We start from the raw sequence: 13991 nt of genomic DNA, 5'->3' as shown, positions 1-13991 counted from the left end.
GAATCAGTGCGACGAATAATTAGACAGAATCACTCATATTGATTCTATCATATTTTATTGTTTTTTCAAGTCTTTTACCTGCTTGATTTCAGAGACTTTCAAGAAAACAAAATACTACCCATTTTTATCTTCCATTGATTGAATTTTACCACATCTGCATAAAATAAATTGCCACCATTGTGATACAAATAACCGCCATTATAAGTGATCGACTGCCACCCCCAGTAACGATAGGTTTGCTCATTATCATTTCCTAACAAAGGAGAAAGCACTTCTTTTGAATAGGACTCTGCCAGTTCTAGCGTATTTTCGCCACCATTCTTGGCTACATAATCAATATAGTCTGTCCCAAAATTATAGGCTTGAACGGCGGTCCACAGATCACAGTCCATGTCAACAGATTTTTTGATCAGTTTAGCCAGATAAGCCACTCCCTGCTCGATACTGTCTTGGGCATTTTCAAATTGATTTTGTTTCCCGTAAGCACTCTCTGAGCTTTGCATCGGGTCGTTTCCTTCCCCTTTTGATTCAGTCAACATAATACTCATCGCTAATTCCTGATAGTCGCTGATGCCATATTTTTCTGTTTGCTCAGCGATTGTTTCTTCATAAGAATACACTTTCTTTAGAGCTGTATAATTTTTATAGCCTAAAAACAGTCCGCCGATAAGCAACAGGACTCCAGCTATTTTTGCTATAAAAATAAAAAATCGTCGCAGTTTTCTCATGGAAAAACATCCTATCTTTTTAGTGTCAGCTTCTATCCTACTATGAAACTTATTTGCTGACTAGGTTTGTTTTCCATCATCTAAAATCCTTAATAAAATCACAAAGAAATTTAGAAAAAGAAACAGTGACTGTCCTAAAAGGCTCTAGTCACTGCTTCATTTTTGTTGAAACACTGATTTATTTTTCGATTTCAGTAACGATACCGGAACCAACTGTGCGGCCACCTTCACGAATAGAGAACGTCGTTCCATTTTCAACGGCGATTGGATGAATCAATTCCACATCGATGGTCACGTTGTCACCTGGCATCACCATTTCTGTTCCTTCAGGCAATGTAATGTTCCCTGTCACATCCGTTGTACGGAAATAAAATTGTGGACGATAGTTGTTGAAGAATGGTGTATGACGACCACCTTCTTCTTTCGTCAATACATAAACTTCTGCTTGGAATTTTGTATGTGGTGTGATCGAACCTGGTTTAGCCAATACTTGTCCGCGTTCGATTTCGTCACGAGTGATCCCTCTTAGCAAGACACCTACATTGTCGCCGGCTTCCCCAAAGTCCATCGTCTTGCGGAACATTTCGACGCCTGTCACTACAGCTTTTTGAGTTTCAGGTTTGATACCGACGATTTCTACTTCATCGCCTACCCGAACTGTTCCCCGATCGATCCGTCCGGAGGCAACTGTTCCTCGTCCAGTAATCGAAAAGACATCTTCAACTGGTAAGAGTAATGGTTTGTCTGTATCCCGCTCTGGTGTTGGGATATAGCTATCTACTGTATCCATTAATTCCATGATGGCAGCTTCTGCATCAGGGTCTCCTTCCAACGCTTTTAATGCCGAACCTTTGATAACAGGAATGTCATCACCTGGAAAATTATATTCAGATAGTAGTTCTCTTACTTCCATTTCCACTAAATCGATCAATTCTTCGTCATCGACTAAATCGATTTTGTTCAAGAAAACAATCAGATGTTTCACACCAACTTGTCTCGAAAGCAAGATATGTTCCCGAGTTTGAGGCATTGGACCATCTGTTGCGGATACAACTAAAATCGCACCATCCATTTGGGCAGCACCGGTAATCATATTTTTAACATAATCCGCGTGTCCTGGAGCATCAATGTGAGCATAGTGACGTTTTTCTGTTTCATATTCAACGTGAGCGGTATTGATCGTGATACCACGTTCCCGTTCTTCAGGAGCCGCATCAATACTTGCGTAATCTTGCGGATTAGCGAGTCCTTTTTTACCAAGAACTGTCGTAATGGCAGCAGTCAGTGTCGTTTTCCCATGATCCACGTGTCCAATTGTACCAATGTTTACATGTGGTTTACTACGATCATAATGTTGTTTTGCCATAATAATTTCCCTCCTAAATGAGATGTAGCGCCGTTGGATCGGCTCTACTATCAATTATAGACTTTTCCTTACAAAAGTAAAAAATTCTTTCTTACTTATTTTTTGTAAGTTTAAACCTATCTCTATTATAGGTCAAATTTAGTCAAAGTCAAGAATATTGTCTCCTTCATTGTTCGCCGTTTTTATTCAAAATTTCTAAGATTTGCTTTGATTTTGATAAAATAGTTGGACGGGTCTGCTTTTTTATAGAATAATAGATATGAGGTGAACAGGAATGAAAAAAATCATTGCGAGTTTGATCGTCTTTGGCGTTTTCTTAGGCGGCTGTTTCTTTGCCTACCGTTATTACTATGGCGGCACTGCTTACTACACCGAAATCACTACCAGCGGTACCCACTCAACATCAATTGCCAGTGATGGTGTGGCTCAAGATATTTATAAATATGAACAAGCGGCTTATAATGAATCAGGTGAAGAGAAGATCGTTAAAATGAATGAACACCGCTCCAAGCCCCTACGAGAAGGAGCTTATCTGAAACTATTAGTCAATCCCCGCAAAGGTGTCCTCAGTTGGGAAGAAGTCTCACAAGAAGATGTACCCAAACCCGCTTTGGATCAACTCAACAATAAATAAAAATAGCTGCCAGAGACTCCTTGAGAAGAGCCTGGCAGCTATTTTTATATGCGATTGATGACTTCTTCCACATTTTTGATGGTTACAGAAATCGTGCCATCGGGATTGTTGATGAATTCGATCAAATTAGGATCTCGATAGACATCCAATGGAACGATCAACTCGATACCATTGGAAAGTTTTAGCTTTTGTTTGCCATATTTTTTTTCTGAAATTTCTCTGACCTCTCGCAGCATAGGGGCTTGATCGATATACCCTTTTTCTGCTACTTCTTCTTGAAAGGCCATCTGAGCCGTAATATTATCTTTGAATACTTTTTGGGCAATCGAATCAACATGCAGCTGACCATTTTCTTCTATTGTATCGTAAACAGCCTCTTTGACATCGGCGATGACATCATAAGAAGGGGTCTCAAACTTTTGACCAATTTTTTCAGCTACCTTTTTGATGACTTTGACATTTTCTTCTAGAGAAGGCAGCGGTTCAGAATCAATCACTTTCGTGGAGAAATAGAAATATTTTTCTCCGGAGAAGGTATATTTTTTCTCTACTAATTCGTAAGTCAGCTGCTCGACATCGATCGTTATTCCTTCATCTGCTTTTTGGGTTTTGCCAGCTAAAAGTGCTCGATGCAAAATCAGATTATTGGCGATACCTGTTTCAGTACTGTCGATAAAGTGCGTGTAGCCATCTGTATAATTAACCTTCAAAAATGCTAATTGCAGTTTGGTATCTAATTCATACAAAACAATGAAAGCATCCGCACTTGGTGCATCTTCACTTTGTTGGTAAACTTCATACCAGCGTCGCAGGATTGCTTCACTGCTTTCTACAAATGCTTCCGGCGCTTGTTTGACGAATCTAGCCATCTCAGAGTCCTCCAGCAAGCGGCCGGTCTTTGTCTGAGGTGTCGCTAATTTTTGAATTTTTTTCGTTAAATAATCTCGGATGTATTCCGTTGTCAGATCCAATTCCACTTGCGAGTATACGGGATCACCCGTTTGTCGATCCACAATGTGCATAATCGCACGCTTTAAATAGATATCCATATTCTCTCTCCTTATCCATTTCTCAAGTGTACAAAAAAACTGGTTCAAAACACAAGTTTTTTTACATCTTTTTTGTGCATTATTTTGATCAGAAGTATCTTCCATTGGAAAAAAATCCCTTCTCTGCTAAACTAAAAACAAAGAAATGGAGGAATGAAAATGAACAGTTATACTTTATCGAACAATGTATCGATTCCTGAACTTGGCTTTGGCACTTGGCAAACACCAAATGGTGACGTTGCTGTTTCTGCTGTCAAAAAAGCATTGGAAGTTGGTTACCGTCATATCGATACCGCGCAAGGTTACAAAAATGAAGACAGTGTTGGACAAGCAATTAAAGAAAGTGGCATTCCTAGAGAAGAAATCTTTTTGACAACAAAATTATGGAATGAAAATCACTCTTACGACTTGGTCCTTTCTTCCTTTGAAGAATCGTTGAAGAAATTACAAACCGACTATATCGATCTTTTCTTGATTCATTGGCCAAATCCAGTGAAATTCCGTGACAATTGGCAGTCAGCAAATGCAGAGACATGGCGCGCGATGGAAGAGCTTTATCAAGCTGGGAAGATCAAAGCCATCGGCGTCAGCAATTTCTTGCCTCATCATTTCGAAGAACTGAAAAAAACAGCCACTATTTTCCCAATGGTCAACCAGATTTTCTTAGCGCCTGGTGAATTACAAAAAGAAGTAGTGTCTTATTGCCAAGAGCACAATGTCTTATTGGAAGCTTACAGTCCTTTAGGCACAGGAAAGATCTTTGACGTTCCTGAAATGCAGGAACTCTCTGACAAGTACGGCAAAACGATTGCTCAAATCGCGATTCGCTGGTCTTTACAACATGGTTTCTTGCCGCTGCCTAAATCTGTTACACCAAGTCGTATCGAGGAAAACTTAGCAGTCTTTGATTTTGAGCTTTCTGATGAAGATATGCAGCGAATCGACCAACTAGATGGAGTCGTTGGGAAAGCAACTAATCCGGATACAACAGGATTCTAATGAGGGAAAACCCGATGGATTCTACACGTTTGGATCAACTGCCCACTGCCGTCAAGCGAGCCTTGCATCCTGATTTTGTATTTCTGATTTTTCCCGACTACGTTCAACATTTTCCCGCACGTCAATGGGATCAGTCAGACTATCAGCAAATGCTTGCTGAAAAAGCGAAGATGCCGCTAAGCTTTTTTCTATGGGAAAATTGCTTGGTCGCCTATGGTAAAAATGATTCGTTTATTTTGATGCCTAAATATCAGCAAATCGACGCTTTGAGCACTATGCGATGAACCTGGTATATCTTTAGAAGTAAGTTGTTGCCCTCAGAAACAGTCAAAGTCACCCCCTACTCATTGGGTATGATCTTGGCTGTTTCTTTTATTTCATTTAAAGAAAAGCCATTTTTTCTGATAATCAAAAGAAATTCCTCATTTTTTCATGAAAACCCCTGTTCATTTTCGTCATTATTCCTTATAATCGAGATTGATTGAGAGGAGAAGAATATGAAAAAGAAACAATTAGCCAAGTTAAAACAACAATTTCGGCCATCTTATGAAATGGCACGTCAACAATTATTTTCAGCGATCCAACACAAGACAGCTGCAAATTTTGGACTAGAGACCACCGTTTATATCAACCCTAAAAACCGTGAGGAAATGTTGATTGAACTGCAAACGGCAACGACCAAAGAACAAAAAATCGCAGTTCCTTTAGACGAGAATTTCAAAATCGTTGTGAAACGAATCCAAAAACAAGAAAAAGGTCTATTAGATCGTTTTAGTGATAATCTAGTGGAAGAAATCGCCGCTTATTGGTTACCAGCAACATCAGCTGTCAATCAACCAGAAGCCTCTGCTACCGAACCAGTCTCAGAATCTCAGACGGAAGCAGCGGAAACAACGGATGGTTTTGCCGCTTTTGAAGAAAAAATGACTGCATTTCCTAAATTCTCTGTTGAAAGAAATGCCGAGAATGTGCAGATTTTTGAAGATACAGCGAAAGAAAAACGCCTATTGGCAACTATATCAGCGACTGAAGTTGGCGAATTCACTGTTGAACCTGCCTTAGCTCGTAAGTACAAACTGAAGCTGGATGTGATTCCATTGATCGAAGAGTATGCGAATACCCCACTAACTGAACGTTAAGCTAAAGAGACGATGATAGAAAAAAACGAACAGCTCAACTGTTGGGGTTTGGCTGTTTCATTTGTTGGAATCCTTCTATCATCGTCTCTTTCTTTTAAAGACGTCTTTGCCCATTACCAAAAAGCCATCTGCTAAAGGGTATTGATCAAATTCCCTAGGACTAAACAACTCTACTCTGTATCAAGGAGGACCATGATGAACGATTCTAAATATCTCCTAAAACATAAAGTTCCTGAAGTAGCTGAATACCTAACTCTACGAAAAGCCTGCGGTCTTTCTCTTCGTGGAACAGCTGCGAGTAAGATTGGTTTAAGCAATAGTCTTTTTGCAGTGACTGTTCGAAGAACCAGCGATCAAACCTTAGTCGGCATGGGCCGATTGATTGGTGACAGAGGTACTGCCTATCAAATCCTAGACATCGCTGTCCTTCCTGAAGATCAAGGCAATGGATTGGCAAAATCAATCATGAGCGCCATAATGAACCATATACATAATGAAGTAGATCCCCAAGCTTACGTGAACCTGATTGCTGATTGTCCAGCTGAAAATCTTTATCAGCAGTTTGGCTTTGTGGAGACAGCCCCCAAAAGTATTGGGATGTACTTAAAAAGATGAGCTTTAGCAGCTTCTAGAAACACTCATCAATTTGTCTATGACAAAAAAACTTGTTTCAACAGTAGCATTTGCTACCGTTGAAACAAGTTTTTTATTGTTCCCGAATTTCTCCTAAAAACCGTAACGCTTGTTGTTGATTCATTGGAGGATTTTGCCGTAGTTTTTCAGCTACTTGCTCGATTTCCGCTTTCTCCGCTCCAACAGCGATCGCTAGTGAACGAGCTTGCATACTCATATGTCCCTTCTGAATCCCTTCTGAGACAAGCGCCCGCAAAGCTGCCAAGTTTTGGACAAGTCCCACACTTGCAGCTAGCGCAGCTAACTCTTGAGAAGAGTGAACATCACTGATTTCCAATGCTGCTTGTGCTTTTGGTAGGACCTTTGTGGCACCACCAACAGTAGCGATAGCTAACGGCAACGTGATTTCCCCTACTAATCGATCTGATTCGATGGTCCAATTAGTCAGTCCTTGATAGCTGCCAGTACGTGCTGCATAGCCGTGGCAGGCAGCAGAAACTGCCCGGGTATCATTTCCAGTGGCCAGCATCACTGCCTCCACCCCATTCATGATGCCTTTATTATGAGTGACTGCTCGATAAGGATCCGTTTTGGCAAACAAAGAAGCTTGAACAATTTTTTGTGCAACCGTGGCGCCACCTCTTTTGCTCAAAGCGGAAAACGGTACTTCACAAACAGCCGTGACTAATGACTCAGTAGCAAGATTGCTTAAAATACTAAATAAGATTTCTTCATTAGGAAACCATTCTCTGAAAAGTGCGGCAACGCCTTCTAAGATCGCATTGATGATATTGGCTCCCATCGCATCCTTGACATCCACGAAAAGATCCACCGATAAAAACGTCGACTGATCAGCAGATTCCTGCTGAGAATCTGCTGGAAAGTGCCGCAGAGCGATGCGCCGCAATCCTCCTTCTCGTTTGACGATCGAAGGATAGCTTTGTTCTGCCCGTTCAAAAATCAAAGCTTGGTTTTCCGCAATCCGTTGCTCGATCTCATTTGGATTCTTTGCAGAAAAAACAATCTGTCCCCGCAACAATCGTTCTTTGCTTTGCGTATGGATCTCACCAGCCATTTTGGCTCCATTACTCATTGCTGCAATCACAGAAGGTTCTTCTGTAGCCATTGGTACGACATATGCTTTGCCGTCCACCTTCAGATTCATGCCTACACCCATTGGCAGCTCGATCTCACTGATTTGGTTCTCAATCAAATGGTTCGCCGTGTCTTCCGCTAACATCATTTGTGACAGTTGTTGTTTTGTTTCACTAGAAATTTTTTGTTGATTCTCAAGCTCTTGTAACCGCTCAGCGGGGGACAACTCATAAAATTTCTTGTCCGTCGGCTTTGCTTTTTCAATTGTTGGCCGCTCCAACAACATAGCCAGCCCTAACCCGCCACCAACACATAAAGAAGCAATCCCATAACGGGCTTGGATCTCTTGCATTTGGTAGACCAAAGAAGTTGCTAAGCGGGCTCCTGTGGCACCAATCGCATGTCCAAGAGAAATTCCGCCACCATAGCGATTGACTTTTGCTGGATCCAATCCCAATTCAGACTCCACCACGATCGAAGATGCAGCAAATGCTTCGTTGATCTCAAACACACCGATGTCTTCTAATGAAACTTTTTGATTTTGAAGAAGTGTTTGAATTGCCTTGATAGGCGAGATCCCCATGATTTCAGGATCAATCCCTACTTCAACGATCTCTTTGATCGTCGCTAAATACGGAATATCATTTGTTTCACAGTAGGTTTTTGATGCTAACAACACCAATGCTGCACCATCATTGATCGTAGAAGCATTTCCAGCAGTTACGGTACCGTCAGTTTTAAAAACTGGTTTTAAAGAAGCCAGTTTTTCCATTGTGGTCTGACTGCGGATCCCTTCATCTGCGGTGATCGTTTTTGTTTCGCCAGCCAGCGGAACGATCTCTTTCGCAAATTTATTCTCTGCTTGCGCTTTAGCAGCTTTCATTTGTGACTGATAGGCAAACTGGTCCTGAGCCTCTCGTGAGATGTCATAGCGTTGCGCCACATTTTCAGCTGTCAAGCCCATTGGCTTACTACTAAAAGCATCTGTTAAGCCATCTAATGTCATACTTGAGACTGGGACACTGTAAGTATCTTCTGCTTTATTGTAATGACTGAGGGACGGAGCATTCGTCATGCTTTCGATCCCCCCGGCTAAAACAACTTGCGCTTTGCCCAACTGGATTTGCTCCATTCCCATTAAAATGGCTTTCAATCCAGAACCACAAACTTCATTGATCGTTGATGCCGGGATGTCCACTGAGAGACCACTTTGTAGGGCCACTTGTCGGGCAGGGTTTTGGCCATTACCTGCTTGTAGGACATTGCCGATGATCACTTGCGCGATTTCTTCCTTGATCTTTTGATTTCGTTCAAACATATCTTTCGCTACAGCAGTACCTAATGCAACTGCTGAAAATTTCTTTAATGACCCATGGTATTTACCGATGGGAGTTCTTCGTGCATCGATAATAACAACTTCTTCCACCATGCCACCTCCAACAGAAATATATCATTATTTCCACAAAAAAAGAATACCCCACGAGTTTGCATTCTGTTCCAATCAGCCATTCTTAAATAAAGTTTAAATTCTAATAGAATTTTTTTCATTTTTAAACAAAAATATGATACCGTATAAACGATAGGTATAACATAAGTTAAACCCAAAGGAGCGTCATAATGAACGTTGGTATTGATAAAATAAATTTTTTTGTTCCGCCTTACTATTTAGACATGGTTGATCTCGCTCACGCTCGTGAGGTAGATCCTAATAAATTTACCATTGGTATCGGTCAAGACCAAATGGCAGTCAGCAAAAAAACACACGATATCGTTACATTTGCGGCTAGTGCAGCAAAAGAAATCTTAGAACCTGAAGATTTGCAGGCAATCGACATGGTGATTGTCGGTACAGAATCTGGAATCGATGAGTCGAAAGCCTCTGCTGTAGTCTTACACAGATTGCTTGGCGTCCAACCTTTCGCCCGCTCTTTCGAAATCAAAGAGGCTTGTTACGGAGCAACCGCAGGGATTCAATTTGCGAAAACCCATATTCAAGCCAATCCAGAAAGCAAGGTTCTAGTCATTGCGTCCGATATTGCTCGTTATGGTTTACGTTCCGGTGGTGAACCAACACAAGGAGCAGGTGCTGTTGCCATGTTGCTTACAGCTAACCCACGAATTCTAACTTTTGAAAATGACAATTTGATGTTGACTCAAGATATTTATGATTTTTGGCGTCCTCTCGGCCACGCTTATCCAATGGTCGATGGGCATCTATCTAACCAAGTTTACATCGATTCTTTCAAAAAAGTGTGGCAAGCTCATTGTGAACGCAATCAAGCCAGCATCAGCGATTATGCTGCAATCAGCTTCCATATTCCTTATACAAAAATGGGGAAAAAAGCATTGTTAGCAGTCTTTGCCGATGAAGTAGAAACGGAGCAGGAACGAGTGATGGCTCGCTATGAAGAATCCATCGTCTATAGTCGCAGAATCGGCAATCTCTATACCGGCTCTCTGTATTTGGGACTGATTTCGTTATTAGAAAATTCGTCTCATTTAAGCGCAGGAGATCGCATTGGTCTTTTTAGTTATGGTTCTGGGGCTGTTTCTGAATTTTTCAGTGGTCGTTTGGTAGCTGGTTATGAAAATCAATTAAACAAAGAAGCCCACACTCAGCTATTGGATCAGCGACAAAAATTAAGTATTGAGGAATATGAAGCCATCTTTACTGATTCATTGGAAATCGATCAAGATGCCGCTTTTTCTGATGATCTTCCTTATAGTATTCGAGAAATTAAAAATACGATCCGTTATTATAAAGAAAGCTAAACCTATTTAATCAAAGCAGCTTAGTTAATCTGGCTGCTTTTTTATTTTATTTTACTATTTGCATACATCTCTTTATCTGTTATAAAAAAAATTTTCAGAATATTGCGTTTTTCAATTGACAGATGGCAGAACTTTCGTCTATACTGAAAACAATTCAAGTTTGGAGGAAGAATCATGAAATTATTGCTATCCCCACAACTGAATATTGCTTACTTTAGCTATTTTAGATAGTTTGTATTCATAACATTGTGGATACAAACCTCACAACACTTTGTTTGTATCTATAATGGCTAGAGCAGTTTAACGTGAACAGCAGCCATGTAGAGAATCTTCTAAATGGCCGCACTGAATTTCTGAATTTTGGTAAGTTCAAATCCATTTAGACGATTGTCTGAATGGATTTTTTTGTTCCGTTGGGTTTAAATCAAGACTTTTTAGGAGGAATATTTGATGAAAATGAAAAAATGGATCACAACTGGCCTATTGGCAACTACCTTAGGACTTGGACTTGCGGCATGCGGGAATACCAACAATGCCACTGAAGATGGCAAAAAAACGGTTGGTATCTTGCAGCTGGTGGAACATGGTTCGTTAGATGCTGCCTATGAAGGATTCAAAGAAGGTTTGGCGGAAGGCGGCTATAAAGAAGGCGAAAACCTTACTTTAGAATACCAAAATGCCCAAAACAGCCAAGACAATCTGAAGAGTATGAGCGAAAAACTTGTAAAAAATTCTCCTGATCTTCTCTTAGGGATCGCGACACCAGCTGCTGTCTCATTGGCGAATGAAACAACAGATATTCCGATCGTTGTAACTGCAGTCACTGATTTAGTTGAAGCAAAATTAGCGGAGTCCAATGAAGCTCCTGGACGCAATATCACTGGTACATCTGACATGGTCCCTATCGATAAACAGATTCAATTGTTATTGAGTATCGTCCCTGACGCTAAAACAATCGGTATTATGTATAATGCTGGAGAAGCAAATTCAAAAATCCAAGCAGATTTGGCAGAAAAAGCATTGAAAGATGCAGGTGTAGACGTCAAAGTCTTGACAGCAAACACGACAAATGATGTCCAACAAGTAACTACTAGTTTAGCTAAAGATGTGGATGGTATCTACGTGCCAACAGATAATACCTTTGCTTCTGCTGCGGCAGTCGTTGGTGAAGTAGCCAAAGAAACCAAAACACCGATCGTTGCTGGTTCTGTCGAGCAAGTGGAAGATGGCGCTTTAGCTACATTCGGGATCGATTACAAGTCACTAGGCAAACAAACGGGTGAATTGGCTGCAAAAATTCTTGATGGAGATGAAAAGCCCGCTACAACACCTGTAGAAACAGCGAATAAACTAGAGCTAGTTGTGAACCAGAAAATGGCAACTGCATTAGGAATTGATCCAGAAAGCATCGTGGCTCCTGAGTAATTTTGCTACTATCTACTCTCTACTATAATTTTGCTGCTATATGATGAAATGATGAAAACTAACTTGAAACTAAAAACCTAAAAATGATTTGAGGAAACCTTATGAATTTAATCAATACATTTTTCATACTTATTCAATCAGCTGCCTCTCAAGGTATGTTGTGGGCATTATTAGCGATCGGGGTTTATTTGACCTTCCGAATCTTAGATATTGCCGATTTGACAGCTGAGGGAAGCTTTCCATTAGGAGCCGGCATTGCTGCTGTCAGCATCACCAATGGCCTTTCCCCTTTTACGGCAAGTCTGTTGGGCTTTTGCGGCGGTTTAGCTGCCGGATTTGTCTCAGGGATCTTGCATACCAAATTTAAAATTCCCGCATTATTAGCGGGAATCATTACCATGACTGGATTGTATTCTATTACAAATCGGATCATGGGGGCACCCAATATTGCCTTGTTAGGGGAAGATACTGTTTTTACTTGGTTTCAAACACTAGGCTTAACGAAAAATACCGCAGTCATTTGTACAGGCCTCCTGTTTGCTGCTGTCGTGATTTTGTTGCTGTTTCTCTTCTTCCGCACAGAGATTGGACTAGCAGTGCGAGCAACGGGAGACAATCTCGCGATGAGTGAAGCCAACGGAATTAATACGGACAATATGAAACTAATTGGCTATATGATTTCCAATGGCTGTATTGCTCTTTCTGGTTCCCTCTTAGCTCAAAACAATGGTTTTGCTGATCTTAACTCAGGTGTAGGAACGATCGTGATCGGATTAGCATCGATCATTATCGCGGAAGTCCTTTTCAGCAATAAATCTTTGTGGGTTCGTTTGATCACGATTGTGATTGGTGCGATTTTGTATCGTCTAATCCTGGCCATCGTCTTTGAATTCAACGTGGAAGCTTCAGATTCAAAACTTGCCTCTGCCATCGTTTTGGTTATCTGTCTTTCATTGCCGCAAATTCGAACGAAACTTGGATTGCAAAAATTTCTTCCGAAAACCAAAGGAGGTCAATCATGACGACACCTGTTTTAACGATCAGTGATTTACACCAAACATTTGAAAAAGGAACCATCAACGAAAATCATGTCCTTCGCGGGATCGATCTCACTATGAACAGCGGTGATTTCATTACGATTATCGGTGGAAACGGTGCAGGAAAATCAACATTACTCAATAGTATTGCTGGAACGATCCCAACAGAACAAGGTAAGATCGTCTTAGGTGACAAAGAAATCACACGTCATTCAGTCACACGACGCTCCAAAGAAATCAGTCGTGTCTTCCAAGACCCGCGGATGGGGACAGCCGTTCGTTTGACAGTCGAAGAAAACTTAGCCCTTGCTTATAAAAGAGGCCAGGTTCGCGGGTTTTCCTCCGGTGTCAAAGGAAAGCATCGGGCCTTCTTCAAAGAAAAGTTAGCTCGCTTGAATCTTGGTCTTGAAAATCGACTGACGACTGAGATTGGGCTGCTTTCCGGAGGACAGCGGCAAGCGATCACACTATTGATGGCGACCTTGCAACAGCCTAAACTGATCCTGCTAGACGAACATACTGCAGCTTTAGATCCGAAAACCTCCATGACTGTGATGGCACTGACTGATCAGTTGATTCAAGAACAGCAGTTGACGGCATTTATGGTCACTCATGATATGGAAGATGCCATCCGTTACGGCAATCGCTTGATCATGCTCCATCAAGGCAAAATCGTTGTCGATATCGCAGGTGAGGAAAAACAATCCTTAACGGTACCGGATTTGATGGCACTCTTCCATCAAAATAGTGGGACTGAGCTAAAAGATGATCAGCTACTGTTGCACACTTAACTGTATCTTCTTTAGCTATAGCTGCCTCAATTGGGCACATCACACTACGCCAAAGAACTAACGTATGAATACAGAGGAACCAAGTTGAAAATAGTTCAGCTCGGTTCCTTTTTTGTACGCTTTCCTGCATGCGTGAGCTCTTCCTTCAACGCACTTCTGTACCAAGAGTTGTTGTCCATTTGATCACTAACAATAGCTTCCCCTGCTTTCTTCAAGCCCTTTGTCATAAAATCGTTAGATTTTCATCATAAAAATACGAGAAAGACAACAGGAAGACCGCAAATTTTCTTTTCTTTTCCTAGGTACACTGAATGTAACCTTAA

Annotated in this window: 13 protein-coding genes; 9 read left to right on the top strand and 4 right to left on the bottom strand. The window is 41.1% G+C overall.

Annotated features, from left to right (window positions below):
* Nucleotides 1-98: 98 nt before the first annotated feature.
* Nucleotides 99-728: a lysozyme family protein gene (locus DVW06_RS08245; RefSeq protein WP_021151258.1), complete on the bottom strand. Its 630-nt coding sequence runs from the start codon at nucleotides 726-728 to the stop codon at nucleotides 99-101.
* 178 nt (nucleotides 729-906) lie between these two features.
* Nucleotides 907-2094, bottom strand: coding sequence for an elongation factor Tu (tuf, locus tag DVW06_RS08240; RefSeq protein ID WP_003126794.1), 1188 nt, complete (start codon nucleotides 2092-2094; stop codon nucleotides 907-909).
* A 274-nt stretch (nucleotides 2095-2368) separates the two neighbouring features.
* Here tuf and DVW06_RS08235 point away from each other — a divergent pair, with 274 nt between their 5' ends.
* Nucleotides 2369-2728: a YxeA family protein gene (locus DVW06_RS08235; RefSeq protein WP_003126793.1), complete on the top strand. Its 360-nt coding sequence runs from the start codon at nucleotides 2369-2371 to the stop codon at nucleotides 2726-2728.
* A 44-nt stretch (nucleotides 2729-2772) separates the two neighbouring features.
* Here the strand turns inward: DVW06_RS08235 and DVW06_RS08230 are convergent, their stop codons facing one another.
* The gene (locus DVW06_RS08230) at nucleotides 2773-3777 is read right to left on the bottom strand and encodes a nucleoid-associated protein (protein ID WP_003126792.1); all 1005 of its coding nucleotides are present in this window, start codon (nucleotides 3775-3777) and stop codon (nucleotides 2773-2775) included.
* Nucleotides 3778-3930: 153 nt separating this feature from the next.
* Here DVW06_RS08230 and DVW06_RS08225 point away from each other — a divergent pair, with 153 nt between their 5' ends.
* The 4 genes from DVW06_RS08225 to DVW06_RS08210 all read left to right on the top strand — a co-directional run bounded on the left by DVW06_RS08225 (nucleotide 3931) and on the right by DVW06_RS08210 (nucleotide 6530).
* Nucleotides 3931-4776 carry an aldo/keto reductase gene (locus DVW06_RS08225; protein WP_003126791.1) on the top strand — a complete coding sequence of 282 codons (846 nt, stop codon included), beginning with the start codon at nucleotides 3931-3933 and terminating at the stop codon, nucleotides 4774-4776.
* 14 nt (nucleotides 4777-4790) lie between these two features.
* Nucleotides 4791-5060, top strand: a complete 270-nt coding sequence (locus DVW06_RS08220) for a hypothetical protein (protein ID WP_005472161.1) — start codon at nucleotides 4791-4793, stop codon at nucleotides 5058-5060.
* Nucleotides 5061-5273: 213 nt separating this feature from the next.
* Nucleotides 5274-5915, top strand: a complete 642-nt coding sequence (locus DVW06_RS08215) for a hypothetical protein (RefSeq protein ID WP_003126789.1) — start codon at nucleotides 5274-5276, stop codon at nucleotides 5913-5915.
* Between the two features lie 195 nt (nucleotides 5916-6110).
* Complete coding sequence (locus DVW06_RS08210; RefSeq protein ID WP_174784173.1) at nucleotides 6111-6530, top strand: GNAT family N-acetyltransferase; 420 nt, start codon at nucleotides 6111-6113, stop codon at nucleotides 6528-6530.
* A 91-nt stretch (nucleotides 6531-6621) separates the two neighbouring features.
* On the opposite strand, the gene DVW06_RS08205 is transcribed toward DVW06_RS08210, so the two are convergent.
* Nucleotides 6622-9069 (bottom strand): hydroxymethylglutaryl-CoA reductase, degradative, encoded by a 2448-nt coding sequence (locus tag DVW06_RS08205; RefSeq protein WP_170081210.1) that lies wholly within the window; start codon nucleotides 9067-9069, stop codon nucleotides 6622-6624.
* A 191-nt stretch (nucleotides 9070-9260) separates the two neighbouring features.
* Between DVW06_RS08205 and DVW06_RS08200 the strand changes: the two genes are divergently transcribed.
* The 4 genes from DVW06_RS08200 (at nucleotide 9261) to DVW06_RS08185 (ending at nucleotide 13668) form a co-directional block, all read left to right on the top strand.
* A complete protein-coding gene (locus DVW06_RS08200; RefSeq protein WP_003126783.1) occupies nucleotides 9261-10415 on the top strand; it encodes a hydroxymethylglutaryl-CoA synthase in 1155 nt (384 codons plus the stop codon).
* 450 nt (nucleotides 10416-10865) lie between these two features.
* Nucleotides 10866-11840 (top strand): ABC transporter substrate-binding protein, encoded by a 975-nt coding sequence (locus DVW06_RS08195; RefSeq protein ID WP_005472155.1) that lies wholly within the window; start codon nucleotides 10866-10868, stop codon nucleotides 11838-11840.
* 101 nt (nucleotides 11841-11941) lie between these two features.
* On the top strand, nucleotides 11942-12862 hold the full coding sequence (locus tag DVW06_RS08190) for an ABC transporter permease (RefSeq protein ID WP_005472153.1): 921 nt from the start codon (nucleotides 11942-11944) through the stop codon (nucleotides 12860-12862).
* The gene (locus tag DVW06_RS08185; protein ID WP_021151270.1) at nucleotides 12859-13668 is read left to right on the top strand and encodes an ABC transporter ATP-binding protein; all 810 of its coding nucleotides are present in this window, start codon (nucleotides 12859-12861) and stop codon (nucleotides 13666-13668) included. The genes DVW06_RS08190 and DVW06_RS08185 overlap by 4 nt, the downstream gene beginning before the upstream one ends.
* Nucleotides 13669-13991 lie beyond the last annotated feature (323 nt).

It is taken from the genome of Enterococcus sp. ARL09-542 (assembly GCF_005234805.1).
Lineage (GTDB): Bacteria > Bacillota > Bacilli > Lactobacillales > Enterococcaceae > Enterococcus_D > Enterococcus_D gallinarum.
The sequence above is the reverse complement of the archived record's forward strand: the minus strand, read 5'-3'. Positions and strand labels throughout refer to the sequence as shown.

Coding starts and splice junctions, on each gene's coding strand:
- DVW06_RS08245 (WP_021151258.1), bottom strand. CDS start 728: ATGAGAAAACTGCGACGATTTTTTATTTTTATAGCAAAAATAGCTGGA.
- tuf (WP_003126794.1), bottom strand. CDS start 2,094: ATGGCAAAACAACATTATGATCGTAGTAAACCACATGTAAACATTGGT.
- DVW06_RS08235 (WP_003126793.1), top strand. CDS start 2,369: ATGAAAAAAATCATTGCGAGTTTGATCGTCTTTGGCGTTTTCTTAGGC.
- DVW06_RS08230 (WP_003126792.1), bottom strand. CDS start 3,777: ATGGATATCTATTTAAAGCGTGCGATTATGCACATTGTGGATCGACAA.
- DVW06_RS08225 (WP_003126791.1), top strand. CDS start 3,931: ATGAAAATGAACAGTTATACTTTATCGAACAATGTATCGATTCCTGAA.
- DVW06_RS08220 (WP_005472161.1), top strand. CDS start 4,791: ATGGATTCTACACGTTTGGATCAACTGCCCACTGCCGTCAAGCGAGCC.
- DVW06_RS08215 (WP_003126789.1), top strand. CDS start 5,274: ATGAAAAAGAAACAATTAGCCAAGTTAAAACAACAATTTCGGCCATCT.
- DVW06_RS08210 (WP_174784173.1), top strand. CDS start 6,111: ATGAACGATTCTAAATATCTCCTAAAACATAAAGTTCCTGAAGTAGCT.
- DVW06_RS08200 (WP_003126783.1), top strand. CDS start 9,261: ATGAACGTTGGTATTGATAAAATAAATTTTTTTGTTCCGCCTTACTAT.
- DVW06_RS08195 (WP_005472155.1), top strand. CDS start 10,866: ATGAAAATGAAAAAATGGATCACAACTGGCCTATTGGCAACTACCTTA.
- DVW06_RS08190 (WP_005472153.1), top strand. CDS start 11,942: ATGAATTTAATCAATACATTTTTCATACTTATTCAATCAGCTGCCTCT.
- DVW06_RS08185 (WP_021151270.1), top strand. CDS start 12,859: ATGACGACACCTGTTTTAACGATCAGTGATTTACACCAAACATTTGAA.